Origin of the sequence: Superficieibacter electus (genome assembly GCF_002915575.1) — a bacterium.
In the GTDB taxonomy this organism is placed as follows: Bacteria; Pseudomonadota; Gammaproteobacteria; order Enterobacterales; family Enterobacteriaceae; genus Superficieibacter; species Superficieibacter electus.
In genome coordinates this window covers 103,582-129,765 of the sequence record NZ_PQGD01000010.1, presented here as the reverse complement: position 1 = coordinate 129,765, position 26,184 = coordinate 103,582, and the positions used below count along the sequence as shown (strand labels likewise).

The 26,184-nt window shown below is 50.3% G+C and carries 36 protein-coding genes and 1 pseudogene; 19 read left to right on the top strand and 18 right to left on the bottom strand.

Annotation, left to right across the window (positions count from 1 at the left end):
- Positions 1-2 precede the first annotated feature (2 nt).
- The 17 genes from cmoB to CHU32_RS13810 form a co-directional block, all read right to left on the bottom strand.
- Positions 3-974 carry a tRNA 5-methoxyuridine(34)/uridine 5-oxyacetic acid(34) synthase CmoB gene (gene cmoB / locus CHU32_RS13880; RefSeq protein WP_103750868.1) on the bottom strand — a complete coding sequence of 324 codons (972 nt, stop codon included), beginning with the start codon at positions 972-974 and terminating at the stop codon, positions 3-5.
- Complete coding sequence (gene cmoA / locus CHU32_RS13875; RefSeq protein WP_103676108.1) at positions 971-1,714, bottom strand: carboxy-S-adenosyl-L-methionine synthase CmoA; 744 nt, start codon at positions 1,712-1,714, stop codon at positions 971-973. Before cmoA ends, cmoB begins: the two co-directional genes overlap by 4 nt.
- Before the next feature lie 40 nt (positions 1,715-1,754).
- Positions 1,755-2,150 (bottom strand): MAPEG family protein, encoded by a 396-nt coding sequence (locus CHU32_RS13870; protein ID WP_103676107.1) that lies wholly within the window; start codon positions 2,148-2,150, stop codon positions 1,755-1,757.
- A gap of 52 nt (positions 2,151-2,202) precedes the next feature.
- The gene (locus tag CHU32_RS13865) at positions 2,203-2,961 is read right to left on the bottom strand and encodes a DUF72 domain-containing protein (RefSeq protein WP_103676106.1); all 759 of its coding nucleotides are present in this window, start codon (positions 2,959-2,961) and stop codon (positions 2,203-2,205) included.
- A complete protein-coding gene (locus CHU32_RS13860; protein ID WP_103676105.1) occupies positions 2,955-4,268 on the bottom strand; it encodes a tyrosine-type recombinase/integrase in 1,314 nt (437 codons plus the stop codon). The genes CHU32_RS13865 and CHU32_RS13860 overlap by 7 nt, the downstream gene beginning before the upstream one ends.
- A 55-nt stretch (positions 4,269-4,323) precedes the next feature.
- Positions 4,324-4,557 (bottom strand): excisionase family protein, encoded by a 234-nt coding sequence (locus CHU32_RS13855; protein WP_103676104.1) that lies wholly within the window; start codon positions 4,555-4,557, stop codon positions 4,324-4,326.
- A 7-nt stretch (positions 4,558-4,564) separates the two neighbouring features.
- Positions 4,565-4,711, bottom strand: a complete 147-nt coding sequence (locus CHU32_RS28260) for a hypothetical protein (RefSeq protein ID WP_176691658.1) — start codon at positions 4,709-4,711, stop codon at positions 4,565-4,567.
- Positions 4,708-4,932 (bottom strand): hypothetical protein, encoded by a 225-nt coding sequence (locus CHU32_RS13850; RefSeq protein WP_103676103.1) that lies wholly within the window; start codon positions 4,930-4,932, stop codon positions 4,708-4,710. The genes CHU32_RS28260 and CHU32_RS13850 overlap by 4 nt, the downstream gene beginning before the upstream one ends.
- Entirely contained in the window at positions 4,916-5,332 is a 417-nt protein-coding gene (locus CHU32_RS13845) for a hypothetical protein (protein ID WP_103676102.1), read from the bottom strand. Before CHU32_RS13845 ends, CHU32_RS13850 begins: the two co-directional genes overlap by 17 nt.
- Complete coding sequence (locus CHU32_RS13840) at positions 5,322-6,137, bottom strand: Rha family transcriptional regulator (protein ID WP_103676101.1); 816 nt, start codon at positions 6,135-6,137, stop codon at positions 5,322-5,324. Before CHU32_RS13840 ends, CHU32_RS13845 begins: the two co-directional genes overlap by 11 nt.
- A 214-nt stretch (positions 6,138-6,351) precedes the next feature.
- Complete coding sequence (locus CHU32_RS13835) at positions 6,352-6,765, bottom strand: hypothetical protein (protein WP_103676100.1); 414 nt, start codon at positions 6,763-6,765, stop codon at positions 6,352-6,354.
- On the bottom strand, positions 6,762-6,983 hold the full coding sequence (locus CHU32_RS28600; RefSeq protein ID WP_133159248.1) for a ParE family toxin-like protein: 222 nt from the start codon (positions 6,981-6,983) through the stop codon (positions 6,762-6,764). Before CHU32_RS28600 ends, CHU32_RS13835 begins: the two co-directional genes overlap by 4 nt.
- Entirely contained in the window at positions 6,955-7,209 is a 255-nt protein-coding gene (locus tag CHU32_RS13830; protein WP_103676099.1) for a hypothetical protein, read from the bottom strand. Before CHU32_RS13830 ends, CHU32_RS28600 begins: the two co-directional genes overlap by 29 nt.
- Complete coding sequence (locus CHU32_RS13825) at positions 7,202-7,567, bottom strand: hypothetical protein (protein WP_103676193.1); 366 nt, start codon at positions 7,565-7,567, stop codon at positions 7,202-7,204. The genes CHU32_RS13830 and CHU32_RS13825 overlap by 8 nt, the downstream gene beginning before the upstream one ends.
- Before the next feature lie 168 nt (positions 7,568-7,735).
- Positions 7,736-7,924, bottom strand: a complete 189-nt coding sequence (locus tag CHU32_RS13820) for a hypothetical protein (protein WP_103676098.1) — start codon at positions 7,922-7,924, stop codon at positions 7,736-7,738.
- Positions 7,917-8,240 carry a hypothetical protein gene (locus CHU32_RS13815; protein WP_103676097.1) on the bottom strand — a complete coding sequence of 108 codons (324 nt, stop codon included), beginning with the start codon at positions 8,238-8,240 and terminating at the stop codon, positions 7,917-7,919. The genes CHU32_RS13820 and CHU32_RS13815 overlap by 8 nt, the downstream gene beginning before the upstream one ends.
- Before the next feature lie 155 nt (positions 8,241-8,395).
- Positions 8,396-9,094, bottom strand: a complete 699-nt coding sequence (locus CHU32_RS13810) for an XRE family transcriptional regulator (protein ID WP_103676096.1) — start codon at positions 9,092-9,094, stop codon at positions 8,396-8,398.
- Positions 9,095-9,217: 123 nt separating this feature from the next.
- Between CHU32_RS13810 and CHU32_RS13805 the strand changes: the two genes are divergently transcribed.
- From CHU32_RS13805 to CHU32_RS13785, 5 genes are all read left to right on the top strand, one after another.
- A complete protein-coding gene (locus tag CHU32_RS13805) occupies positions 9,218-9,445 on the top strand; it encodes a transcriptional regulator (RefSeq protein ID WP_103676095.1) in 228 nt (75 codons plus the stop codon).
- Between the two features lie 10 nt (positions 9,446-9,455).
- The gene (locus CHU32_RS13800) at positions 9,456-9,740 is read left to right on the top strand and encodes a hypothetical protein (RefSeq protein WP_425444892.1); all 285 of its coding nucleotides are present in this window, start codon (positions 9,456-9,458) and stop codon (positions 9,738-9,740) included.
- A gap of 417 nt (positions 9,741-10,157) precedes the next feature.
- On the top strand, positions 10,158-11,789 hold the full coding sequence (locus tag CHU32_RS13795) for a DEAD/DEAH box helicase (RefSeq protein ID WP_103676094.1): 1,632 nt from the start codon (positions 10,158-10,160) through the stop codon (positions 11,787-11,789).
- Positions 11,786-12,757, top strand: a complete 972-nt coding sequence (locus tag CHU32_RS13790) for a toprim domain-containing protein (protein ID WP_103676093.1) — start codon at positions 11,786-11,788, stop codon at positions 12,755-12,757. Before CHU32_RS13795 ends, CHU32_RS13790 begins: the two co-directional genes overlap by 4 nt.
- Positions 12,758-12,829: 72 nt before the next feature.
- Positions 12,830-13,261 (top strand): antiterminator Q family protein, encoded by a 432-nt coding sequence (locus CHU32_RS13785; protein WP_103676092.1) that lies wholly within the window; start codon positions 12,830-12,832, stop codon positions 13,259-13,261.
- Positions 13,262-13,481: 220 nt separating this feature from the next.
- On the opposite strand, the gene CHU32_RS13780 is transcribed toward CHU32_RS13785, so the two are convergent.
- A complete protein-coding gene (locus CHU32_RS13780) occupies positions 13,482-14,300 on the bottom strand; it encodes a DUF3800 domain-containing protein (protein ID WP_103676091.1) in 819 nt (272 codons plus the stop codon).
- Positions 14,301-15,021: 721 nt separating this feature from the next.
- Here CHU32_RS13780 and CHU32_RS13775 point away from each other — a divergent pair.
- From CHU32_RS13775 to CHU32_RS13710, 14 genes and pseudogenes are all read left to right on the top strand, one after another.
- Positions 15,022-15,261, top strand: a complete 240-nt coding sequence (locus tag CHU32_RS13775; RefSeq protein ID WP_176691657.1) for a phage holin — start codon at positions 15,022-15,024, stop codon at positions 15,259-15,261.
- The gene (locus CHU32_RS13770; protein ID WP_103676090.1) at positions 15,261-15,764 is read left to right on the top strand and encodes a lysozyme; all 504 of its coding nucleotides are present in this window, start codon (positions 15,261-15,263) and stop codon (positions 15,762-15,764) included. The genes CHU32_RS13775 and CHU32_RS13770 overlap by 1 nt, the downstream gene beginning before the upstream one ends.
- On the top strand, positions 15,754-16,218 hold the full coding sequence (locus CHU32_RS13765; protein ID WP_103676089.1) for a lysis protein: 465 nt from the start codon (positions 15,754-15,756) through the stop codon (positions 16,216-16,218). The genes CHU32_RS13770 and CHU32_RS13765 overlap by 11 nt, the downstream gene beginning before the upstream one ends.
- A 358-nt stretch (positions 16,219-16,576) precedes the next feature.
- Positions 16,577-16,813, top strand: a complete 237-nt coding sequence (locus CHU32_RS13760) for an Acb2/Tad1 domain-containing protein (protein ID WP_103676088.1) — start codon at positions 16,577-16,579, stop codon at positions 16,811-16,813.
- Between the two features lie 92 nt (positions 16,814-16,905).
- Positions 16,906-17,190: a hypothetical protein gene (locus tag CHU32_RS13755; protein WP_103676087.1), complete on the top strand. Its 285-nt coding sequence runs from the start codon at positions 16,906-16,908 to the stop codon at positions 17,188-17,190.
- Between the two features lie 299 nt (positions 17,191-17,489).
- Positions 17,490-18,422: an LpxL/LpxP family Kdo(2)-lipid IV(A) lauroyl/palmitoleoyl acyltransferase gene (gene lpxL, locus CHU32_RS13750; protein ID WP_103676086.1), complete on the top strand. Its 933-nt coding sequence runs from the start codon at positions 17,490-17,492 to the stop codon at positions 18,420-18,422.
- Between the two features lie 168 nt (positions 18,423-18,590).
- Complete coding sequence (locus CHU32_RS13745) at positions 18,591-19,616, top strand: hypothetical protein (RefSeq protein WP_103676085.1); 1,026 nt, start codon at positions 18,591-18,593, stop codon at positions 19,614-19,616.
- Positions 19,617-19,630: 14 nt separating this feature from the next.
- Positions 19,631-19,858, top strand: coding sequence for a hypothetical protein (locus CHU32_RS13740; RefSeq protein ID WP_103676084.1), 228 nt, complete (start codon positions 19,631-19,633; stop codon positions 19,856-19,858).
- Positions 19,849-21,318, top strand: a complete 1,470-nt coding sequence (locus CHU32_RS13735) for a glycosyltransferase family 2 protein (RefSeq protein ID WP_103676083.1) — start codon at positions 19,849-19,851, stop codon at positions 21,316-21,318. Before CHU32_RS13740 ends, CHU32_RS13735 begins: the two co-directional genes overlap by 10 nt.
- 174 nt (positions 21,319-21,492) lie before the next feature.
- Positions 21,493-22,147: pseudogene (locus tag CHU32_RS13730) on the top strand (hypothetical protein).
- The gene (locus CHU32_RS13725) at positions 22,071-22,421 is read left to right on the top strand and encodes an HNH endonuclease (RefSeq protein WP_103676082.1); all 351 of its coding nucleotides are present in this window, start codon (positions 22,071-22,073) and stop codon (positions 22,419-22,421) included. Before CHU32_RS13730 ends, CHU32_RS13725 begins: the two are co-directional and overlap by 77 nt.
- 200 nt (positions 22,422-22,621) lie before the next feature.
- Positions 22,622-23,119 carry a phage terminase small subunit P27 family gene (locus CHU32_RS13720; RefSeq protein ID WP_103676081.1) on the top strand — a complete coding sequence of 166 codons (498 nt, stop codon included), beginning with the start codon at positions 22,622-22,624 and terminating at the stop codon, positions 23,117-23,119.
- Positions 23,119-24,876 carry a terminase large subunit gene (locus CHU32_RS13715; protein ID WP_103750867.1) on the top strand — a complete coding sequence of 586 codons (1,758 nt, stop codon included), beginning with the start codon at positions 23,119-23,121 and terminating at the stop codon, positions 24,874-24,876. The genes CHU32_RS13720 and CHU32_RS13715 overlap by 1 nt, the downstream gene beginning before the upstream one ends.
- Positions 24,876-26,180, top strand: coding sequence for a phage portal protein (locus tag CHU32_RS13710; RefSeq protein ID WP_103676079.1), 1,305 nt, complete (start codon positions 24,876-24,878; stop codon positions 26,178-26,180). The genes CHU32_RS13715 and CHU32_RS13710 overlap by 1 nt, the downstream gene beginning before the upstream one ends.
- The last annotated feature ends 4 nt before the right edge of the window (positions 26,181-26,184 follow it).

Here is a 26,184-nt window from a genome sequence, read left to right as displayed (position 1 = left end):
CTTCAGGGCTTGCGGGCCACCAGTACGGCACGTAACGGGGCCGGGTAGCCTTCCACCGTTTTACTGCTGTCGTTCGGATCGAGGAAGTCAGCCAGCGACTCGGTGATCATCCAGTCGGTACGACGTTGCTCTTGCGGGGTGGTCACGGAAACATCGGCAATCTTCACGTCAACAAAGCCGCACTTTTCCAGCCAGTTTTTCAGCGCCAGCGCCGAGGGAATGAAATAAACATTGCGCATCTGCGCATAGCGGTCGCCCGGCACCAGTACCGTGTTTTCATCACCTTCTACCACCAGCGTCTCCAGCACCAGTTCACCTTCTTTGACCAGTTGATCTTTAAGCTGCCAGAGATGCTCAAGCGGCGAGCGACGATGATAGAGTACGCCCATCGAAAAGACGGTATCAAAAGCGTTAAGCGCCGGAAGTTGCTCAATACCCAGCGGCAGAAGATGCGCGCGCCGATCGTCGCCTAAGAGTTTGCGCACCGCTTCAAATTGGCAGAGAAACAAATGTGTGGGGTCAATACCGACCGCCAGTTGTGCACCCGCGCCGATCATCCGCCACAGGTGATAGCCACTGCCACAGCCCACATCGAGGATCGTGTGCCCGCTAAGATCGGACAGGTGCGGCAGCACGCGGTCCCATTTCCAGTCAGAGCGCCATTCGGTGTCAATGTCCACACCGCAAAGTGAGAACGGGCCTTTGCGCCACGGCATCAGGTTGCGCAGCAGCGTTTCAATCCGGGTTAACTGGCCCTGGCTTAACGGGGTTTCACTTTGAGCCGTAACGCTGTGCAACAGGTCAAGGCGATACGGCGACAGTTCCGGCAGGAATTCCACGGCATTGGACCACTGTTTGAACAACCCGTGTTGCGATTCGCGCTGCCAGCTGGCGATTTGCGCCGGCAGTGTTTCCAGCCAGTGCGCCAGCGGCCCTTTGGCAATTTGTTGATAGAAGCTTGCGAACTCAATCATGCCGGAACCTCAGCTTTCAACGCCACCAGTGAACCGAAGTTAAAGCACTGAAACCACAGTTCACTATGCTCAAACCCGGCCTGCTGCAGGCGGGCTTTATGGGTTTCCACTGAATCGGTGAGCATGACGTTTTCCAGCATGCTTCGCTTCTGGCTGATTTCCAGCTCGCTGTAGCCGTTGGCGCGTTTGAAATCGTGATGCATATTGAACAGCAACTCACCGACGGTAGCGTCTTCAAAGCTGAACTTTTCCGACAGCACCAGCGCACCACCGGGGTTCAGACCCTGATAAATTTTGTCCAGCAACGCCTGGCGTTCGGGGGGCGCCAAAAATTGCAGGGTAAAATTCAGCACCACCATTGATGCGTTTTCAATCGTCACCTCGCGAATATCACCTTCAACGACCTCGACAGGCGTTGGCGCTTTATAGGCATCAAGATGACGACGACACCGTTCAATCATTGCCGGGGAGTTATCAATGGCAATGATTTTGCAGCCCTGATGGGCAATGTTGCGACGGATGGAAAGGGTGGCGGCCCCCAGCGAACAGCCTAGATCGTACACCTGCGTCTGCGGGCGAACAAAACGTTCAGCGAGCATACCGATCATCGAGATGATATTGGAATAACCAGGAACCGAACGCTGGATCATATCCGGGAAGACTTCGGCTACCCGTTCATCAAAGGTCCAGTCACCGAGGCTGGCGATAGGCGCAGAGAAAAGCGTGTCGCGATCAGACATAACGTTAAAACCTAAAATAAAAAAAGTGGCGTATTGTGCGCTAATGGAGGGTGAAAACCAACTCCCACGGCATATACCAGAGGTTAGCCAGCACCATCAGCAACAGCGAGCACCAGGTCGCACTGAGCCCTGAACGTTTCCAGCGGCTTAGTCGTTGGTGCAGGCCATAATAATGCAGTAGCCTTCCGGCCAGCAACAGCAGGCCACAGACGTGTACCATCCAGGTTTGTGCGCCGTTCATTTCCATAAAAAGCAGCAGAACCAGCGCCAGAGGGATATATTCCAGCGCATTATTTTGGATACGGATCGCGCTTTGCAGTTCGCTAAAACCGCCATCGCCATAGGAGACACGGTATTGCATACGCAGACGTGCAACATCAAACGAGAACTTAATTAACAGTAACGCACCCAGCACGGCATACAGCGCGCTTACCATACACATTTCCTTTCAGGCAGGCATGCCGCACAGTCTAAGCCAGCCGCTGTCATCAGAAAAGCGAAGATTGCTGTGGAATAGCGGGAGCGTCGCCCAGATCGGGGAGCGCCTCGCGTAATGCGGGCCACAGCGCATCGACCAGTTCAGTGGCATAAGCGATATCAGGCGTATGTAAAAACAGCCAGGGCGTGGAGGTTTGTGTCCATTGCGGCAGGAGCTTCAGCCAGACCTCAAAAAATGTCTGATTTTGGACGATGTCGTCACTACCGATAAATCTTACCATCGGGTTACTGGCCGTCACGACAGCGTGAACCGGCACTTTCGGCTTCATGTTCTGCGCCTTAATTACCGCTTCGCTGTGGGGAAGGGCGCTGTGTACCGGACGACTGTCGAGGATCACCCGGTTAACCCCGCGATTGTGAAGGCCGCGATTCAATTGCTGTTCAGCATCGCCTTTAGCGAAGAATTCCGGATGACGCACTTCGACGCCATAGGTAAAGGTTGAGGGCAGCGCGTCCAGAAAATGCCAGAGTGCAGGAAGATCCTGCGGCCCAAACGTTGCCGGAAGCTGTAACCAGTACTGGCCGATACGGTCCGCCAGCGGCGACAGGCGGCGCAAAAATTCATCGGTCAGATCGTCGCAATGGCGCAGTGCCGCCTGATGAGAAATCGTCGCGGGGAATTTAAAGCAGAAGCGAAAATTGTCATCGGTCTGCTCGCGCCAGCGTTGCACGATCTCCGCTTTGGGGAGTGCATAGAGCGTGGTATTGCCCTCCACGCAGTTAAAATGACGGGTAACATTGTTTAACATACTGATTTTAATAAGCCTGTATTGGTGTTCGGTGTCTCGTGGGGCACTGATGGGGCATAATCGGATAGCTTATGGTTCAGCATAGCGATTTGCTCTGCACTACTGTCCGCCATCCACGCTCCATATACGTCAAAAACCATCTGGGCACTTGCATGTCCCATTTGACTGGCAATGAAGCTCGGGTTTGCACCAGCAGATAATGACCAGCACGCATATGTATGTCGCGACTGGTAAGCTTTTCGGTGTCTGATCCCAGCCCGTTTAAGCGCAATATCCCATGAGTCACCTACCGAATCGACCTGGTAGATAAACCCTACCTTTTTACATCGCCTTACAACCTGAGGATTAAAGACGAAAGTACACTCATGGTCAACCGAACGTCCATACTCGCGCATCTGCACATCAATATGATGTTGAGTACCCAACCTTGTCATTTCTGCCTGATTTCTCAGAACATCAATCGCTGGCTGAATCAGATGCACAACTCTGTTTGTACTGGCATCAGTTTTCGGTAGAGTGAATTCGCCCAATTTTGTATAATTGCGGCGGATGGTGATTGTTCCAGATTTGAAATCTATATCTTCCCATGCCAGGGAGATCAGCTCCCCGTGACGAACTCCTGTGTACACCGCCAGTGACCACAGGTTTTTCGTCTGCTGATGACGACATGCATCAATCAGACGAATAAACTCTTCACGAGTTAGAGGATCTGGCTCTGCCCTGGCTTTTTTTAATGGCTTAATACCATCAAAAGGGTTTGCTTCCACATAGCCATGATCTTTGGCAAACTGGAACATACCGGCAATTGTTGTCATATAATAATTTACTGTCACGACGCTTCGCCCCTTCGCAGGTTGCTTCCCTTTCGAGGATGCCTGATAGCCGGTAAGTAAATCTTTTCTGACGTACAATAATTCCTCACTTGTCACTGAAGACACAAGCCGGTTTTCACCAATTAATGGCACGACATTCCGCACTACAGACTCATAGCGATTGAGTGCATTCGCGCAGATTTCCATCTTCTTCAGATCCAGCCACTTTTTTTGAAGTTCTTTCACTGTGATATCTTTCTTGCCTACACCAAAGATCTTAAGGTTTGGTGAGTTCGGGAACTGCGCGCTATAGTCAAAGCTACCCATGCGAATAGCGAAGCAGACAGAAGTACGCAAATCCCCCGCAACTTTACGATTTTTAGCGGTGTCAGGGACACCGAGATTTTCCCTGACACGCTTGCCTTTAAAAATAAACCATATGCGGAGTGATCCGCCGTGATTTTCAACGCCCGTTGGGTACGATGCTTTACTCATTTTTCCCTCCCGACGTCCAGGAGCGGTATAAGCTTACCTGTTTCATACCGCCCGATCACCAAATTGGTTGTTTTTGTGCTTCAATCCACGCATCCACAGCCTTACGGTTGTACATGCACTCGCTGGTGGGCTTCGGTTCGCCCTCAGGAGAGACGTGCTTATACTCCCTCCCAAGCAGCCAGGATTTCTTACGGGCGCGGGTGATCGTGCCGCGTTTCATACCTGTCACTGCAATCAGCAGATCTTCAGAAACCCACTCGTTTGGCTCAAGTTGAATTATTGTCTGCATAAGCACCTCACAACACGCTCAGGCCACGGCAGTGGCACCACACATCAAACATCCGCTTAACCACTTCCCGGCAATAGCAGCCATCCTGATCACGTGTCAGGTCATAGCGGCTTCCGTAACGCTGTCTCACGTACATTTCAAATGCTTTATTCATCGCGCAGCTTCTCTTTGAACAGTTTTGTACGCCCGCAGAATGTCTCTTGATTTGCCGGAAAAGACCGACCTCAAAAAGAACACTCCAGTACGGTTTACAACTATGGCCGGGGTTGAGAACAGTGTGGTATCGACCACACGGTTATGCTTGCGGAACTCGAACACCGTGCTGGTCACAGTGATGGTCGAAACCGCCCCTTGATCGTTAAAGTCGACTTTCATCAGTATTCACCTCCTGAACTGCTGCAACATAACTCTCCCACCCGCCATAGCTGTTAACCATTTCGCCCAGGCGGGAGAAGCAGGCGTTCATCCAGCGGATACCGCGTGGGGTTAACGTTGGTACGGTCCCCCAGTCGATAAAACTGGAATTAATACCGTCCACATGCGCTTTGAAATCCAGCAAGTGGGTGTAGCGCACCACACGTCGTTCAGGACCCCACCCTTTGTCCAGAAGGTAGGTATCAATAAACTCTCGTAGCGCTGGCTGATTAAGTGAAATATCGCCGTGCTGGTGGCGGTAAACCGGGCGACGGTGCAGACTGACCAGATAGAACAGGTAGGCATCGCATACCCATGTCAGCGCCTGCTGGTGGTCCGGATGCAATTCGCTATTCGCCACTGGAAACCTCCTTACGCAGAATAAAACCGCCGAACTCAGGATGCTGCCAGCGCTTGCGCTTACCGGTTGGGCGAACGGATTCTTCCAGCAGCACCTGAAAGGCATGCAGGAATGATTCACGATGCACGCACAGGCCGCGAACGCCCAATAGTTGTCTGGATGGCAGGTTTGCGAACTGAACAAGGCGACGGCAGGATGGATCGGACAGCCCGGTTTCCCATGACACCTTGTGTACTGGTGTAAATTCAGAATCGGTATTCACAAATTCAGCGCCAGCGCCGATCTGCGTCGGCTGAAGTGCTTGGGATGCAGGCGCAGCAGCAATCAGGTTAGCGCCGCTCACTTCCATTACAGCCTTCATCGTCGCTGATGCGGTTGCCTCGGCTACTACACGGGCAAGTGAGAGAATGTCGTGGCTTGCGGGGGGTGCTGGCTGCGGTGGTTGAACTGCAATGCGTGGCTGCGCCTCGCCTGATTCAAGAGAGAACCAGCGGTCAATAACGGATGCACGGCGTACAACGTCGTACCCGGTGATCAGGATTTCAGTATGGCGGCGATCGAGTAAGAACTCAGAGACATAACCGCGATTATCAAAGCAGGTTATGACGCCTCTGATAACTGTAACCTTCTGATTTTTGAGATGATGGATATTTCCATCATCTTTTTCGATGCGATAAAGCTGCTTCAGCATATTCCAGATATCTACGTGGATATCTGACTTACTCTTATCGGTCAGATTGGCAATCTCATTGCTGCTCATCACTGGCTGAGTGCTTGCATTGGTAACTTCATTTTTCATTGTCATGTTTTCTAACCTTCTTCAGTTCGATCCCGATGTGTTTTGCATAACGGCGCATGCTGCGGTTCAGTGGCATCTGCACATTGCCGTCACCTGTACTGAACTGTTCTACAAACTGCTTACAATGAGCATTTTCACGAACTGGCTCTCGTGTCAGTCGGTGTCCTTGTGCTAGCACCACACAAGCCCTGGTGAGTTTTGCTGCCTCGTCTCTTTGCCATCAGCGCACCCCCGCTGGTTTACTGGCCTGAAGCTCAGCAACGTCTTTCACATAGCGGTCATGCATGGACTCCCAGCGCTCATGCCATTTCTGCATTGCACGTTTGCGGGCAAGGATTCGACGCAGACGGCGCATGCAACGCTGATGGGCAGACAGATACTCAGCGGTAGTTTCTCTCTCGCGCCAGATTTCCATATCGTCACGATCAATGCGTACCCGTGGATGCCGCTGTTTAAAACCTGACATACCAAACGCCTGAGTAGTCATAAAATAAGCGAGGTAGCGGATCGCAGTATCGCGAGTAAAACATTTTTTAATACGGCCATGCCGGGCAGCGACGAATAACGGACCAGCTGGGGTCTCATAGACTCTGATCGCCTGGTCAATTGCAGAATTAGTGCGGTTGTTTTTCATTTTCTATCCTTTAATTTGCTATATCGTTCGTGACTCATTACTGCCCAGTTCTGGCCGCCATCGCGGGACAACAGCCGCCAGCGCAGATTAACTTTCAGACTCAGATAGCCTGTCTTGTGCATACGGCGGGGATGTATTCTCCCGGCCCTGTATTGGCGAAGAATGTGTACTGCCTGCCCGTGAACCCATTCAGGAATTCGTATCGCTGTCAGTGCCACCAGCTACCTCCTGTATCCGTAACTCCATTTCACGCGCCATTTCAATAAAAGTGTCTAAAGCGCAAATATGTTCCTCTTCAAGTAACCGACGGTCGCATTTAACTTTCCCGTTCTCGATATAAAGAACAACACGGCCGGTAAAGTCAGGAAGCACATGCAGATCCACGTTCAATACAGGCCGTGGAATATGCACACCCTGATAGAGCATTGTTTGTTGATTAGCCATTGCTGGTCTCCGCAGTAACTGGTTTCTGGTTTTTGACGAACTCCACCAGCTCAGAAATAAACTCGTCGATTAACTCCTTCCCGCTTTCTGTCAGAAATTCACCGCAGCCATTTACATCTACAGATCTGCTGTAGATTCCCTTAATAGCTTTTACACCTTCGACATTTCCATATTCACTGATTGCAAGTCGTTCGAATTTACGTAACAGCCCATCCAGTAAAATTTCTGTTAACTCAATTGTGCTAATTCCACCTTTAGGGAGATGGATAATAATGCAGGTACTACCTGTTTTACGTTGGTGGCGTATTAATGCGGCCTTCATGATTCGGCGGCGATATGTGTTTATTACATTATCCATATTCATCTCCCATATGCCTTACGAAGGAAAAGCAAAGCTATGTCCCAGTAACCTGATGATGCCAATAATTTTGCTGTTTTAAATGCTTGTGGATTAATCATGATTCACCTTAATTTGATTGCAGGAATCCCCAGAATTATTCCTGTGATTAAAATGACTAATTTATTTTTAAGCAGGGTTTTTGGACTCTTCCTCAATAAGGTAAGCAGCCACCGGACTAATGAGATCTACCAAAATTGATGCAACGGATTCCACCTCTGAGTCGGTCATTTTATGAGGATAGTTCTCAAGCATCCTCGCAACAATCTCAGCCTGGTAAGCCTTAGTTGCCGCTTTTTGCAATGTGATATCAGACATTTTCTGCATCCTTATAACCTGAAGAATAAGCAGCGGATTGAGATATTTTGTTGGTGGCAATTGCAAGTTCCGCTAAGTCACAGATAATGCCTGATAACATAGAAATCTTACTGCTATCAGTTTTCTTCCCGTCAGTTTCGTTAAGAATATTAATACCTAAGATGTTAATCGCTTCCAGCAGGGAGATAGTTTTAGTATCACAATCAGTAGCGACGCTATTGAAATCGATATTCATGATCGCATCTTTATTGCCAGGGTAGCGATAATCAGGAATATCTACGATTTGAAAGAATTTTTTGGTGATTGCAACTTCCATCTTCAAGCCCTCAATTACTTAAGTTTTAATAAGCATGGCTTGAAATGATTCCTTGGTCAACCACTAAAGTGGTTTTATTTTTTACTTTGGTTTTAATTTGTTGTTTGCTAAGCAAAAAAAAGACCGCCTAAGCGGTCTTTTATGTGATCTTCATCTTATCCAAATCTTTTGAAGGCAGGCGACTGTTTAACCAGAACTTTCGCTAAAACATGAAATTGATCTTCATCAGAAGCGTCAATCTCCCATGAGCTATAAAGCTTGTTGTCAGAGAGCACTACTAGTGAGTTTTTCTGCATTTGCAAGCGTTTAATATGGATAGTTTTACCGAAAACAAAGACATAGATACCATCACCCTCAAAGTAATTTATTGTTGTATCAACGAAAACAAAGTCTCCAGGGTCAATTGTTCCTTCCATGCTGTCTCCGCGGACTGTTATGACTTTGATAGCAGAGGCAGAGCGGTTACCAAACATACTTCTGGCATGTTCTTCTGTGAACTCGATTGCTCTTATAGTATCTACGAACTCCGAAGAAAGGTATGTTCCCGGCCCCGCACTTGCCTGTATGTCAAGCAGATCGATGCGAAATGTTCCTGGTAATGGAGGGGGAGTGGTCGAAACCATGGTAGCCGGGTTTGAATCATCTCTGGGAAGTTCCCCAGAAGCCAGCCACTCAGGTCTTACTTTGAGTGCCTTGGCTAACTCAACTGTTTTTCTTGAGCCTGAAGCTGCTCCGGAAGTTAACTTCCATATGCTTGATTGTGACATCCCCACCGACTCTGCAAGAGATGCCTGTGTTAACCCTGCTGTTTTCATCGCTTCGGACAATCTGTCCGCGAAAGAATTGTTTGTCATATCGAATACTCCAAAAGTTGTTAAAAATGTAGCCCATACAAATAGGTAAGTCAAAAAGTAATTATTAACCTTGCTACAACCATACTTAATCGCTAAAGTAATAATTATTACTAAGGGGGTTTTATGATTTCAGAACCGATTGACATTGCTATTAGCTGCGCTGGCAGCCAGGGCGCATTAGCAAAATTGTGCGGTGTATCGCAGGCCACAGTTTGGAAATGGCGTCATGGAAAAAGGGTTAAGGCTGAGCATGTTTTAAGGATTGTGGCTGCGGCTGGCGGTCAAATTAGTGCTCACCAAATTCGGCCAGATTTACCTGAGCTTTTCCCACATCCAATTGAAATCATCTGAAGGACTGAATTTGATTTCTCAACTGGAATTACCGTCATCTTTTTGCCAAGCAGATTTCGAGTGGATTCAGGAGCAGTTACATCGCCTGACTCCCACTGCAAGGCAAAAAGCAATTCAACGTTATGCGGCGGTGTATCAGGAAACTTTCGATGCTGAGCCAGTTTCATACCGAAAAGACAACCGGGCAAGGCATGAAGCAAATACCCGGCTTCGCTTGTTTGTGATAAATCAGGGCAGGGCTTTACAGGGGTATACCGCCGAACCTCCCCTGGCTGGAACGCGACCGCGCTACTGACGATTTCGGGTTTAAAGGTATCCGAACAGAAACAGGCTTAAAGGTGCCTGTTCAGGCAGGCAACAAACTGACTCAAAACCTCATTCGTACTAGTTAGGTAGTACATTTCTATGGGGGAGAGGGAAAGGGGGGTTAGGGGGGATTGGGTGTAGGGGCAGGAACCGTGTCCTTTTCCAACAGGAAAGATTCATAGGTTAAGTAGATCTCTGTCTCAAAGGGGTTTTAAAAAAACGCCTGTATCAGCTAAGTAGTACGCAGCAGTCAAATGTTCAGAGGGTTCTTTCTGGAAGAGTAATTTTCAGGGGGGCTGAATCAGAAGGGAGGCTGGCAACTTTTGGGGAGGCCACCAGCCATGTGAGGGGGATACGTGAAAACCACATCACAAAATTATTATCTCATTACCGCGGGGTCCGCACAATGCAGCTGACGATCACACCGAATTTTGCACAGGAGCGCGCGCTTAACATGTTGCGCCGTAACTGGAAGGCACACGACAGCTTTATGGTTTACGCTCCGACCGGCAGCGGTAAAACAGGTCTGGCTGCCTTCATCGTTGCCGGGTTCGTCAGCCGTGGCATGCGAGTAATGTTTTGCGCTCCATACCAGATCCTCATTACTCAAACGGCTAACCGATTTGTTGAGTATGGGTTGCCGGGTGACGAAATCGGTTATATCTGGGCTGATCACCCGAACTATGATCCGTCTCTGAAAATTCAGATTGCAAGCGCCGACACACTGATTCGTCGTGTGTTTCCAGACGACATCGATCTGCTGATTATCGACGAAGCGCACCTGCGAAAAAAACGCATCCTGCGGGATATTGAACGCCTGCGCGCTAAGGGCGTGAAAGTTATCGGCCTGTCGGGTACACCATTTTCCCCATTCCTGGGCAAATACTATGAACGACTGATTAAGCCAACCACTATCGGCGAGCTGATTCAGCGCGGTGATCTGAGCAAATACGAATTTTACGCACCGACTAAGCCGGATCTGAAAGGGGTTAAAACTTGCCCATCGCTGCATTTCGGCACTGACTACAACGAAGCGCAACTGGCGGAGATCATGTGCGGCTCGACGCTGGTGGGCGACATCGTACAGAACTGGCTGGAAAATGGCCGGGACCTGCCGACAATTGCATTCTGCGTCAACGTAAACCACGCCAATTTCCTGACAATCCAGTTTAATCAGGCGGGTGTTCACGCTGAGGTTATGACCGCCGACACGCCAGCGGACGAACGGCAGACAATCATTCACCGCTTTGAAAAGGGTGCGACAAAAATCATTGTCAGTGTTGGCGTGCTGGTGGCCGGCTTCGATAGCGACGTTCGCTGCATCATCTATGCCAGGCCAACCAAAAGTGAAATTCGCTGGTTGCAGGCGCTCGGCCGGGGCCTGCGCACAGCTCCGGGTAAAGAATCCTGCCTTATCTTCGATCACAGTGGCACTGTGCACCGCCTGGGATACCCGGATTCTATTGAGTATGACGATCTCCCGGGTAAATCTGACGGTATGGAGGAAAGTGCGCGCCGCGTAGCTGAAGAACGCGAAGAAAAGCTGCCGCATGAGTGCTCGCAATGCCACTACATGAAACCAGCTGGCGTTTACGTCTGCCCAAAATGTGGGCATAAGCCCCTGGCAGGTGAGGACATTGATACCGACTCCGGACGTAAGCTCAAGAAGCTGGGGAAAGTTCAGCCACAACCGACCACGGCTGAGAAACAAGCCTGGTGGAGTCAAATCAAGTTTTATCAGCGCCAGCGAGTATCGCTGGGCAAAAAGCCGGTGAGTGATGGCTGGTGTGCAAATACATTTCGGGATCGTTTTAACGAATGGCCCAGAGATCTGAATTACTACCCCATGGAAATCACTCCAGTGGTTTCTAACTTCATCAAACATAAACTGATCGCTTTTGCTAAACGGCGAGAAAAGGAGCAACGGGGACAGCGAATTAATGAACAAGAGCAGAAGCCCATTGCTCCAAAAGTTCAACAAGCGTTAGACCGGATTAGTGAGATAAGGCAGGAATTATCTAAGCGAGCGCAGGTATGAAAACAGCAGAAGCAGCAAAGGGCCAGTGGGCCATGATTTTCAAGCATTACCGCCTGCCACCAATTACAGGAAAAAATCACTTCAAAGGGAAATGCCCTGTATGCAGCGCTCGCGGAAAATTCCGCATTGATGATCGTAATGGTGCCGGGACGTGGATTTGTACCTGCGGCAGCGGTGACGGCATGAAGCTTGTCACCCTGACACAGGGGAAACCCTTTAACGAGATTTGCACCGAAATAGACCGTTTGATCGGTAATAATTTCCAGCGTGTCAAAATTCCTGTAACAAGCAATGCTGCCAGTCTTCGCAGTCGAGTGCTGAGCAAATTTTCGAAGCTGGTGGCGCTGCGCGGTACAACCGGTGCTGCATATCTGAATTGTCGTGGAATATTCAACCTGCCTGCTGAGGCGATCCGATTCAACGATAAGCAGAGACATAACGGGCGCGTGTTTCAGTCTCTTTATTCTCTGGCCACAGACGATAAAGGGGAATTGTGCTACCTGCATCAGACCTTGCTGGATGGAGCCAAAAAAGCAGACATCGGTTCCAGCGCCAAGCGCCTCAAATCATTACAGGAAGATAACTACCTGGATTATGCGCGTTCAGTTGCGATCAGAATGTTCCCCGTCTCCACTACTCTGGGCATCGCTGAAGGCATCGAAACGGCGTTGTCTGCTCACCAAATTTACAAGGTAAATACCTGGGCAACAATCAATAGCGGCTTCATGAAAAAATTCCGCGTCCCTTCAGGCGTTAAGCACCTGATTATTTTTGCCGACCGTGACGAGAACAGTGCCACCGGGCTGGCAGCGGCCTACGAATGCGCCCATGCCAATTTGCTGGCAAAGAACGACCTGGAGCGCGTAAGCGTGTACTGGCCGGATCACGATGATTTCAACAATATGCTTATGAACGGCGATCAGGTTCGTGAGCTGATTTTCTATAAAAAACAGCAGGAGGCCGCATGAAACTGGAGGCAGTACTTAAGTATTTCAGTCCCCAGTGTATTTATATTAACGACAGTGTTGGAGCGAACAGCAATGCGTGATATTCAGATGGTTCTCGAACGTTATGGTGCGTGGGCGGCGGGCTGTGGTAATGAAGGTTATTACGCTCCGATAGCCGCAGGTTTTAAAGGGCTTCTCCCCGCTTCCAGAAAGTCCCGCTCATCGTGTAGTGATAATGATGGGTTAATTATCAATGGCGCAATGGCTCGACTAAAAAAGCATGATCCGCTCCTGTGTATCATGCTTGAGTGGTACTACATTCTGTGCATTCCTGTAAGGACTATGGGAGTAAAGCTTGGGGTATCACACACTCAAATTCTCAAACGCTTACAGGCCGGGGAAGGTTTTATTGAGGGCGTTCTTGCCATGCTTGATGTAACGCTTGAAATAGATCGTGAATGCCAGAAGCAGAATTTTTACTCAACTAAGGTAAAAAAAGTTGTGGAATTCCAAAAAGCTATTTAACCTGTTAAGAGTGGTCACTTAGACACGTAGCTTAACAATCGAAACCTCGCGATTGCGGGGTTTTATAACAGGTCTGCATTGACTGAATTGTGTCCCGCATGTAGATTCAATGCATATTCAATTTTGGGAATAAAGAGGCGGCTCCCAGAAGTAAACCGCCAAGTTGGTCACTTCGGCTAAGGCCTGGAACTCCAACCATGTCGGCTGAGAGGTCGATAACCTAAGCGCTGGTTTTTAAACGTCTTGTTGGTAATGGTGTCTTTAGTATCACTGATTTTGTCTGAATGTCTCTGAGTCCGCGAGAGCGATCATAGAACAACCAAATGTTGAATTTCCTCTCACTTGGCCAGGTGTCGTAGTTAAGGGAGTCCCATCCTAAATGCTCAGCAATTCTATTTGTAAGCAATAATTTAGTGTCTGATGAGGCTTTCCCTTGAAATGCGCTCATTACTGCTCCTAAAAAGAAATCAGAAATTTGAATGTTTTCTGATTCCTTGGAGTCCTTAGTGACTACACGCGTAATTAGGTTTTTTACTCCATGCTGACGAGCTAACGTGTTGTTGGCTATAACATGAAATGCTTCATCGGCTTTTTTGTAGCGTGATGCAATTGGGTCAACTTCAACTCTAAAGTAACAGTCACGATCTGGATGTGCACAAATTATTCCAGAGATTTTTGTTGTCACCAATTTTGTAAAGTGCTTTCGCATTGCAAGGTCGTAATCGCCATTATGAAAGCTTTTATTAACTATTGATTTTTCAACAACGATGCAGTGGAAGGCAAGCCACTGGTGGTTAAAGAATAAATCAATTAGCTCAGAATAAAATGGATAAAAATGTTTTGAGTTGGCTTTTTTCCACTTAATTTCTTGAAAGAAACCATGTTTTTGCCTCAAGTCGCGAATGATTTTTGAAAAGTCGCCGCGACGCTGATACTTCATCCATAGGCTTCCAAAACCATAAAAGCGCTGACCGTCAATACCTGATTCGTCACAGGCAACGTGCCAGATTAATTTACCCGGATTATCTGATTCAGACATGGTGAGCCTTAGGGCATGACGTTACACAAGGGTAATATTTAATCATTTTGTAAGGATTTGATAAAGATCGTTTTTGATTCAACAATGGTCTTTTTATGGTTCATCAAAACCTTTGCATTTTAGGTATGGATACGCCTCGGTTCGGAAAATTTTTTCGTAATTAAAAAAGCAACACGGCGTAAAGGGCATCTGCTGATACGTTTTGACCGTTCGTGCTGGTGGCTTTGACAGACTAATTTCCTTAGTTATTAATATGTATGTGGTGAATCCCCCTGTGCGGCGGGGCGTATCAGCATCTATGGCTGTTTATTGTTCGTTATCAGAACGCAAGTTCCAGTTGCTGGCTAGGACTTACCGGGAGGCACCCGGCACCACGCTCATCTTGAAAATAAAAAACCCTTTTGCCTGCTTTTACGAGCAGGCTTTTTTTTAGCCATCATTGACATATCGTGCGATAGGGTACCTTTTTTAGCCCCATAAATAGGTGATTACAGCGAAACGGTATAAGATTCTTTTGTGGTGAATCCCCCTGAGCGGAGGGGCGTAATCAGCACCCGGTTAACAGCAAGACAACCTAACACGCAAGTTTCAGTCGCTGGCTCGAACTTACCGGGAGGCACCCGGCACCACAAGTCAAAAAAATATCTCACAAGCCTGCGATGCAGGCTTTTTTTTATCCTTTTTTCAACACAGCACCCCGACATCATCGGAGGTGAGAGACATGTCCAACATGAGCAAATTAGCTTCTGGCGCTGCCTATGGCGCATCAGCCGGGACGGTGGCTAATGGCGTACTGACCAGGCTAAGCCCTGATGAATGGAGTGCCGTTGGCGTAATTGCCGGCATTGTTGTGGCGCTTCTGACGTTTGGCATCAACTGGTATTACAAACGCAAAACCACACTGGCGCAGATTGAGGCTTACCAGCGGTGGCCTAACCAGTCAACCTTTAAGGAGGAGTAATGCCTTTTTCAACTCCGTTACGCAGAAAGCTGATTGGTGCTGCCGGTGCTGGTGCGTTTGCTATAGCAACTATTTTCATCGGCGGTAAAGACGGCGTTGAAGGCAGGAAATACGAAGCCTACAAAGATGTTGCCGGAGTCTGGACGGTCTGCGACGGTCACACCGGGCGCGATATCGTCCGGTACAAAACCTATACCGACCGGGAATGTGATGCCCTGCTGTGGAAAGACCTGCAACCGGCAAAGCGCACCGTTGACCGGTTGGTAAAGGTGCCGGTGGGCGAGTATCAGCGTGCGGCGCTCTACAGCTTTGTCTTTAACGTCGGCTCTGATGCGTTCTCCAAATCAACTCTCCTGCGGAAACTCAATAAAGGCGACCATGCCGGGGCCTGCGAAGAGATGCGTGGCTGGGTTTACGCTGGTGGCATGAAGTGGAAGGGCCTTCAGAACCGGCGCGAGATGGAGCGTTCCATGTGTCTGGCGGAAGGTAAAAATGACCTTTAAAGCAAAACTTATCGGCGCGCTGGTTATCGCTGGCCTGCTGGTGGCGCTCGGGTGGGCGGTCAATCACTACCGTGATAATGCCATCGCCTATAAAGAACAGCGCGACAAAGCGAAGGGCGACCTGCTGCTGGCTAACGATGCCATCAGCGATATGAAGGTGCGCCAGCGCGACGTCGCCGCACTCGATGCGAAATACTACGGAGAACTGGCAGATGCCAAAGCGAATATTGACCAGCTTGAACGTGATGTTGCTGCTGGCCGTAAGCGGCTGCAACTCAACGCCACCTGTCGAACGAACGGAGCGCCCGGCACCACCAGCGTGGATGATGGCACCGGCCCCCGACTTACTGACGCCGCTGAGCGGGATTATTTCACCCTCAGAGAGCGAATCGAAACCGTCACAAAGCAACTGACTGGGTTACAGCAGTATGTCCGCCAACAATGTATGAGGTGATGCCATGAAGCACTAAAGCGGTGAGACCGTCCATGCATGCTGCAGTCATGATGCGGCCCCGAGTCTCCGATTAGAGAGCCAGATGCAAGTCCAAACTGCAACATACCGCTGGTGAGGGTTAATGAAGAAATAGGTGTGCCGGTAAAGCAGCGCGGACGCCAGACGCGTACCGGTTATTAACGGCTATGATGCGCCACAGACGCAGGGGCATGGGCGCGGCCACTGCGAGAGTGTGGCTGGCATCGCAAGGCGCATTTACGAGTGTGTCTGATAATGTTCTCCACTCTTCACAACCGCGGTTAGCCCCCTGAGAAGCGCCGCGTTCCGGCGCTGACAAATTATCTGAAAGGCAAATAAAATGAGCGAAGCTAAACCGCAGGACGGCAGCACCGTAAAGGGCTACCGCACATTAACTGCTGGCGATATCGAAGTGATGAACCGGTTTAAAGATGTGAGTCGTCATTTCCTGAACCTGCTGGACACTGCCATAGAAACTGGCGCGGATCCGCGCTGGGTGGCAATGGCAAAAACTGAGATGCAGAAGGCATGTATGTCTGCGTGCCGCTCGGTAGCGAAGCCTGACGACGATTGCTGAGGTCTTGCCTGGGCTCTTTATGTTAAAAAAAAGTTTCGTTTTTGTATTTAACTCATTCTTAAGTGTAAACCGAAACTATCTGTGGGGAGCGGGTGATTATTAAGAATGAAGTAATAGCTTTTTATGCTTCTGAGATGAAGCATATTGAAAGCGAATATAAATCAGGTAAAAACGTTAACCTGATACTGGCTTCAGTGATTGAAATTTCTGTGAGTGTGGGCGAACAGATTCAAAGCATACCGTACGATCAAAGAGAGGATACGTGGATAGCCCTGCTGAGGCTGGTTACGCCACGATGGTGGCAAACAGATCCTGTGTGGCGGGAGGTGCTGACGGTAAGTGAGAAGCTACTGAACCGGAGCCGCCTTTCTACTTAATATATCTGCCACAGGCAGTATCATGCATCAATCTGACCTCGCATTAGCGGGGCTTTATTATGCGCAGCATACGCGAGCATCGAAAAGATACTTTAATGAGCATTCCGGGAAAAGTGGCTTGAGTGACTGCAAAAAATCAGCGATACGCTAACCACATCGCAAAAAAAGATAAACCATATCTCCCCTCTTTTTATAAAATGCCTAAGCTGGAGTGATGCAATAATTTCACATACTTCATTACAGCCCGAAACATGCTACATACAGTCGCGATTGTTGATAAAAGGGACTCGCTCAACTCAATGACCAGATTGCCAGAATTCTCGCTTTCGTTCTTTCACCCCCGTTACTGGCTGTTATGGCTGGGAATACTCCTGCTTCGCTGCCTCATTCTGCTTCCATACCCTCTTTTATGCCGGATCGGATGTGGTCTGGGTAGACTGGGTATGCGAATAATGTCACGTCGTGTAAATATTGCGCGTCGAAATCTGGAGCTTTGCTTCCCCGGATTGGCAAAAAATGACCATGAAAAAATGCTCATTGAAAATTTTGAGTCAGTCGGCATGGGGGTCATTGAAACAGGTATGGCCTGGTTCTGGTCCGATGCAAGAATACGTAAATGGTTTACGGTAACGGGCTATGAGCATATGGAAAAAGCCCGGTCGGGTCAGCGTGGAGTGCTTCTTATTGGTATGCACTTCCTGACGCTTGAGCTTGGTGCACGTATTTTCGGTATGCTTAATCCTGGAATTGGTGTTTACAGGCCAAATAATAATGCGTTGTTTGACTGGTTACAGACACGCGGTCGTCTGCGTTCTAATAAAACGATGCTGGACCGCTATGATCTGAAGGGAATGATTCGAGTCCTTAAGCAGGATGAAATCATGTGGTATGCGCCAGACCATGACTATGGTGCGCAGAACAGTGTATTTGTGCCATTTTTCCAGGTCCCTGATGCTGCAACGACAGCAGGTAGCTACATGCTTGTCAGAGGCGCTCGTCCGGCGGTAGTTCCATTTGTCCCGCGGCGCCTGCCAGGCCGGAAAGGATATGAGCTGATTATTTTACCGGATATCATTGAAGAGCTGGTTGGCAGGGAAAAGGAATTTGTCGCCACGAGAATTAATCAGACGATTGAAGAGGCAATCAGATTAGCTCCGGAGCAATATATGTGGTTACATCGTCGATTTAAGACCCGTCCTCCTGGAAGAGAATCTTTTTACAGTAAAAAATGAGCATGGATCAGTCGACCCAGGCTAAACATTAGCAGCCCTGCATATGCGGGGCTTTTTTATGCCCATCGCACGTGCATCAACGAGACACTTTCAGCAGTGAGCCTGGGGATACCGCTTGTCTCGGGCGGCTTTCCCGTGCGACAGGCTCACCTCTAAAAGGAAATAATCATGCCCGATTCAAAACTGACAACGCTTACAGATGCGGCAACTGACGTCCTTTATGCAGTTTTCTTTCGAGGCGCTTTGTTGAGTGGTGATGTGCCCTCTAAATCAGGCGCTAACGAACTGCTGGATGCTGGTCTGACTTGTTCAAAGCACACCGCCACACCTTTCGGCGGCGAGGATTATTTCACTTACCTGACAGCAGAAGGGCAGCAATTCGCCATCGACTACCTTGTAAATACTTGTTTTGGCGTTGCGCAGAAAAGTGACAGTAATGACTCACCGGCGATTACTTTGAAAATCGCAGTGGATACCAGTGCTGCGCAGGCAGCTATTGAAGAGATTGATAAGCATATTCGCAATAGTGAGACCTTTAAAACCCTTAACAAGGCAGCCAGCATCAAAGAGTCGATGATCCAGCCCGTTTCAATTGCAGCAAGTGCCATTGCGGAGGAAGCAGCAACAAGGTTTGAGTCCATTGCCAAAGAAGCTCTGAAGCGGCGAAGTGAGATTGTAGCAGAGCGCTTTGCTATCTTCGGTGAATCCGGTACCAGCAACGAAACAATTGAGCAGCGCACGTTGTCGGCAGTGCTGTCTAACTCATTACACCTGGTCGATGCTGCCCAGGCTGGAGACGCTGCCTTTAAACTCGGTCAGGCTGTTAAGTCAGCATTCCAGACCCTGAATAGCGTTGATGCTGCTGGTGGCAAGATGAGTCAGCAGTGGGGAGTAAAGATGGATTCGACTGGCAACCTCCCAAAGGTGGATTCGCATGAACTTATGGACCACCAGCCCGATGCTCACGATCCTGTTTCACTGAAAGATATTAAAGCCAGTCGTGAAGATGACATGCTTACCTTCGGGGGCTACCCCGGCGCACTATTCACAGGCAAGGTGGCTGTCAATGCTGCCGCCGCTGAGTCCAGGGTAGTCCTGACCAAAGAGATGAATGAGGCCATCGGCAAAGTGGTGCTGAATGTTATCAAAGAACAGACCAAGCCAGGCGGGTTGCTGTATCACCATTCCCGCTGACATCTGGAGCCCCCATGCGAATAACAGTACTCGACGACGATCTCGGCAAAAAAATTAATCCCACTGTTGAGCGCTATAAGGTATTCCTCAATGGTGAAGAGGTTAAACATTGCTTTACCGCTGACGATGAAAAAGGCCAGGTGATTTGCGGAGTATTTATAGACGGGCGGATCGTTCTGCAATGCGGAGAGGTTAAGCGGCAAACGCTACAGGGAACGGTGAGGATTGAGCGATGCGAGTAGAAATAGATGGTGTTCTGTTCGCGCCTGTCTGTGACTCACCAGCAAACCGGATTGGTGTATGCATTACCACCCACAACCGGCCAGAAGTTTTAAAGCGCGCCATTGAGCAGCACCTGAAGTATTTGCCAGTCGGTGCGCTGGTGGTGGTGATAGACGATGGCTCGGCACCGGTAGCTACAGTTCCTGACGGCGTACAACTGATAAGGCACGACGCATCACTGGGCATCGTCGCATCGAAGAACACCAGCCTGGCCGTGTTGATGGACGCCGGATGCGAGCATCTGTTTCTGTGGGATGATGACGCCTGGCCGATCGCCGGTGACTGGCATTTGCCCTATATCGAATCACCTGAGCCGCATCTCTCTTATCAGTTTCTCGATCTGGCCGGGCCGCGCAAGCTTAACGATCTGGCGGTGCTCTACCGTGACGATCAGCATGTGGCCTATACCGGGCAGCGCGGCGTCATGCTCTATTACCACCGCAGCGCTATTGAGAGAGTAGGCGGCTTTGATCCGGTTTACGGTCGCGGGATGTACGAGCATAGCGACCTTGCCCTGCGCATCCACAATGCCGGGCTGACAACGTGGGCGTACGCTGATGTTGCTGGTTCGGAAAAGCTGATTCATTCGATGGATGAGCACGAAGAGGTGACACGCTCTGTTTCCCGCCCTGATCGTGAGGCGCTGGTGGCGCGCAACGTGAAAATCCACAACGAGCGCCGGGATGCCGGTTATACCGGTTATACCGGTTATGTGGAATACCGCCCGCGTCGTAACGTGGTGATCACCACTCTGTTAACCAGTCAGCCAGACCCGCAACGCGGAAATAAGATGCAGGCAGACCCTAACTTACTTCAGCATTGGGCCTCATCGATTGCTGGCGCAAAAGTTGTAGTATTGGCAGATGAACTTACAGCACCACCTTTTGATGCGTTACTTTTCAAAGTTCCTTCCGTGAACATGAGCCCATATTTTGCCCGTTGGCTGCATATCTATCAGCACTTGCGCGAACATCCAGAATATGGATTCGTCTGGTGTACCGATGGTACAGATGTCGAGATGCTGCACGCGCCGTGGGATGAGATGGACGCCGGTCAGGTTTATGTCGGATCGGAACCGAAGACCTATGCCGACGCCTGGGCTAAAGAAAATCACCCAGAGAAAGTTTACCAACGCTTCATTATCGAAAATAAAAATGAAGTCATGCTTAATGCTGGGCTTCTGGGCGGTACGCGTGAAGATGTGATGGCGTTCGCGCATGGCATTGTGCGTCTGTATTACCGCATCGAGAGTCATCGTTTCTGGCAGACTGAACTCGCTTGCCCGGCAGTAGGCGATATGCTGGCGTTTGGTATTGTGGCGAAGTCATTCGGCGACAGGGTTGTCACTGGTCCACAAGTCCACACAGTGTTCAGGTCGAACGGGATCGGTAAGGAGTTCGCATTCTGGCGGCATAAGTGAGGTAGAAGTGGGAACATTAATTTTCTTCATCCTGGCTGCACTGGCTGTTTTCATTATTGTCTTCACACCTGGGAGCGCCCCAAGCCCTTTCCAGTGCCATCGCTGTGGCAGTTATGTTAAGCCTCCTTCCAAATTTTGTAGCGAGTGCAGACCAAAGCCGAAGGTAAAACGCTGATGGAATATAAATTTGTAGTCGTGGGACACCATCGCAGGACGGGAGCAAAGCGGCTGGCTATGTGTCTGGATGCTCATTTGCTACTTGATGAAGGTGATCATGGCGCAGCGTGGAATCATCGTCGCGCCCTTGAATGGGCAGCCGAGCAGAGTTGTCGGGTGATTGTGCTGGAGGATGACGCCAGGCCTGTTGAAGGCTTCATGTTTAAGGTCTCCCCGTGGCTCGCCCGTTTCCCGGATAACCTGCTCAGTTTCTACCTCGGTACCGGCCGCCCGCCGCAGTACCAGATGCAGATTGCTGAGCGGTTGATCGTTGCTGACAAGACGCGCGCTGACTACATCACGCTACCGCGCCTGATTCACGGCGTCTGCTACAGCGTACCGCCGCAGCATATCGAAAGGGTGCTGACTCGCTGGGACAACGACAAGCCTGCTGATTATGCAGTGGGTGATGCGTATGGTGGTGATGTCGTCTATCCGTGCTGGTCGCTGGTGGACCATGCCGACGGCGAAACGGTTGAGCGTCATCCCGACGCAGCGCCACGAACAGAACGCCGCCGGGCGTGGAGGTTAGCCTGATGCCAGCACTGATACCGAGAGCATGCAGGAAGCGCGGATGCCCCGGCACTACCACGGATCGCTCAGGTTATTGTGAAAAGCATCGTAATGAAGGCTGGCAACAGCACCAGCGCGGGCAGACCAGGCACCAGCGCGGCTACGGCAGCAAGTGGGACGTACTCAGGCTTGAAGTTTTGACCCGCGACAAACACCTGTGTCAGAGCTGCAAACGCAATGGTCGTGCTGAACCCGCAAAGACAGTCGACCACATCACCCCCAAAGCACATGGGGGTACCGATGACATGTCCAACCTTGAAAGCCTCTGCTGGTCATGCCATCGGGCAAAGACGGCAACTGAGCGGATTAAATGAGAATCATTATCATAAAAATAATTGCATTTGCAATTATATCGAAGTGAATGATAACGATTCGCATCATCAGGGGGAGGGCGGGGAAAAAGTTCAGGAGCCTTGCGCTACAGGACCGCCGCCTAACCTTTTTTCGCATCGCCGCAGGTTAGAAAACTTTTTTATGGGGTCCCCCATACGATGATTAACAGGAGTTTTCGATTATGTCAGGACCACCGAAAACCCCGACCCATCTACGTCTGGTGAGGGGTAACCCATCAAAACGACCAATCAACGAGAATGAACCAAAACCCGCTGCTGGGGTACCCCCAACGCCGAAGCATTTCGACAAGCAGGGCAAATACTGGTTTAAGCGCATGGCTGAAGAACTCGATGCTGTTGGCGTCATTTCTCAGATGGATGCCCGCGCGCTTGAGCTGCTGGTCGAGGCTTACACCGAGTACCGGCACCACTGCGATACGCTGGATCGGGAAGGGTACACCTACGCAGTTTACAGCGAAGATGAACCCGACGAAGGTAAAGAGCGCGAAATCAGAATGATTAAGGCGCACCCGGCGGCAATCATGAAAGCCGATGCATGGAAACGGCTCCGTGCCATGCTGGCTGAGTTCGGCATGACGCCCGCCAGCCGGTCAAAGGTGAGTGTCAAAACGCCGGACGCGGTTGATCCACTGGCTGAGTTTATGAAAGCGAGGGATTAATGGCTAAGGTTGCCGACGGTATTCGCTACGCCGAGCGCGTCGTGGCGGGGGAAATTATTGCCTGTGAGTTTGTTCGGCTGGCCTGCCAGCGTTTTCTGGACGACCTGAAAAACGGGGAAGCGCGCGGCATCTTCTTCAGCGAACCCCGGGCGCAGCACATACTGAATTTTTATAAATTCATCCCCCATGTTAAGGGTGCGCAGGCTGGTCAGCCTATCGAACTGATGGACTGGCATGTATTCATCCTCATTAATCTTTTCGGATTTGTGATCCCCCTTGTGAACGAGGAAACGGGCGAAATTGTTCTGCGCAATGATGGCAGCGGCCGCCCGGTGATGGTGAGGCGGTTTCGAACCGCTTACAACGAGGTGGCACGTAAGAACGCGAAATCGACCCTTTCCTCCGGCGTGGGCCTATATATGGCAGGCGCGGATGGAGAGGGCGGCGCTGAGGTTTACTCGGCGGCTACAACCCGCGATCAGGCGCGTATCGTTTTCGAAGACGCCAAGAACATGGTCAAGAACGCTAAAGCGACGCTGGGCAGGCTGTTTGAGTTTAACAAGCTGGCGATCTACCAGGAGCAAAGCGCATCCAAGTTTGAACCCCTTTCGAGTGATGCAAATAATCTTGATGGTCTGAACATCCATTGCGGAATTGTTGACGAATTGCACGCTCATAAAACCCGTGACGTATGGGATGTTCTGGAGACGGCGACCGGTGCGCGCCTTCAGTCGCTGCTTTTCGGGATCACTACCGCCGGCTTTAATAAAGAAGGCATCTGTTACGAGCTGCGCGATTACGCCATCAAGGTGCTGCGTGGGTTTAACAGCGATGTGGAAGGCGCGGTTAAAGACGATACCTTCTTCGCCATCATTTACACGCTGGACGAGGGGGACGATCCCTTCGACGAAACGGTATGGCAGAAGGCCAATCCCGGCCTCGGCATCTGTAAGCGCTGGGATGACCTGCGCCGCCTGGCGAAGAAAGCCAAAGAGCAGGTATCTGCGCGGGTTAACTTTTTCACCAAACACATGAATATCTGGGTGACCGCTGAGTCTTCCTGGATGGACATGATGAAGTGGGAAAAATGTGAATTTATCGCACCGGCGCATGAACTGAAAACTTACCCTTTGTGGGTTGGTGTCGACCTGTCGAACAAAATCGACATTTGCGCCGCCGTCAAAGCCTGGCGCTCCCCCGATGGTCATGTCCATGCTGACTTTAAATTCTGGTTACCCGAAGGGCGGCTGGAGAAATGCTCCCGGCAAATGGCGGAGTTATATCGCAAATGGGCAGAGCTGGAAAAACTCATCCTGACTGATGGCGATGTTATCGACCATGCCCAGATCAAAGAGGAACTACAGGCATGGGTGACAGGCGAGAGTCTTAAAGAAATTGGCTTTGATCCGTGGAGCGCTACCCAGTTCAGCCTGGCGCTTGCCGAGGAAGGATTGCCGCTGGTGGAGGTTCCGCAGACAGTGCGCAACTTCTCTGAGGCGATGAAGGAAGTTGAGGCACTGGTATATGGTGGTCGCCTGCACCACAGCAATCACCCTGTTATGAACTGGATGATGTCGAACGTAACGGTTAAGCCGGATCGCAACGACAACATCTTCCCCAATAAATCAACACCTGAAGCCAAAATTGACGGACCGGCAGCATTATTTACCGCTATGAGCCGTCTGCTCGTCAACGGCGGTAACGACCAGCAGGATCTGAGTGGCTTCTTCGATAATCCCATCATGGTAGGTTTCTGATGAAGAAAAATAAGCAGCCGGGCAGGGTAAAAAGCGCCCTGCTCAACTGGCTGGGCGTACCCATCAGCCTGACCACCGGCACATTCTGGGAAGAGTGGATGGGGACCAGCAGCAGTGGAAAAACGGTATCAGCCGATAAGGCTATACGGTTGTCTGCCGTCTGGGCCTGCGTCCGGTTACTCAGTGAGTCCGTTTCAACACTGCCGCTGAAAATTTACGAGCGGCAGGCGGACGGCTCGCGTAAGGCGGCGACGGGCCACCCTGCCTGGGCGGTATTGTGCCGTCGCCCGAACCCGGAAATGACGCCGTCACGTTTCATGCTGATGGTGGTCGCCAGTATCTGCCTGCGTGGCAATGCCTTTATCGAAAAGAAATTCATCGGCAGCCGCCTGGTATCGCTGGTGCCGCTGTTACCCCAGAACATGGTGGTCAAACGGCTGGAAAATGGCAGCCTGGAATATACCTACACCGACAGCGGATCGAAGCGTGTTATACCGGTCAAAAACATCATGCATATTCGCGGCTTCGGTCTTGATGGTGTCTGCGGCATGATGCCAATGATGACCGGACGGGATGTGATCGGTGCCGCGATGGCGGTGGAAGAGTCAGCAGCGAAGATTTTCGAAAATGGTCTTCAGAGTTCAGGGTTTCTCTCCTCTGAGAATGCACTTGATCCAGAACAGCGTGAGCGAATGCGCGGGTATATGACGGCGTTTACTGGCTCCAGAAACGCCGGGAAAATTATGGTACTGGAGGGTGGGCTTAAATACCAGAATGTCACCATGAACCCCGAGGCCGCGCAGATGCTGGAGTCCCGTTCTTTCAGCATCGAAGAAATCTGCCGCTGGTTTCGTGTGCCGCCGTTTATGGTGGGGCATACCACAAAGCAAAGCAGTTGGGCATCAAGCCTTGAGGGAATGAACCTCCAGTTTCTGACTCACACGCTGCGACCGTTGCTGGTCAATATCGAGCAGGAGATCGCCCGGTGTCTGCTGGACAGCGATGATGACATCTTTGCCGAGTTTTCGGTGGAAGGGCTGCTTCGTGCCGACAGTGCAGGCCGGGCAGCGTACTACACCAGTGCGCTTCAGAATGGCTGGATGTCGCGCAATGACGTTCGTCGTCTTGAGAATATGCCACCGATTGACGGCGGCGATATTTATACCGTTCAGCTTAACCTGACCCAGCTTAAAAACCTCGAAAACAGCAACCCTGCGGTGCAGGCGCTGGCGTTAAGAGAGCTTCACAGCCACGTTTTCCCCGATATTCCTTTCGAGCAATCACCGCTCAGACAGGCCGCTTAGGAGC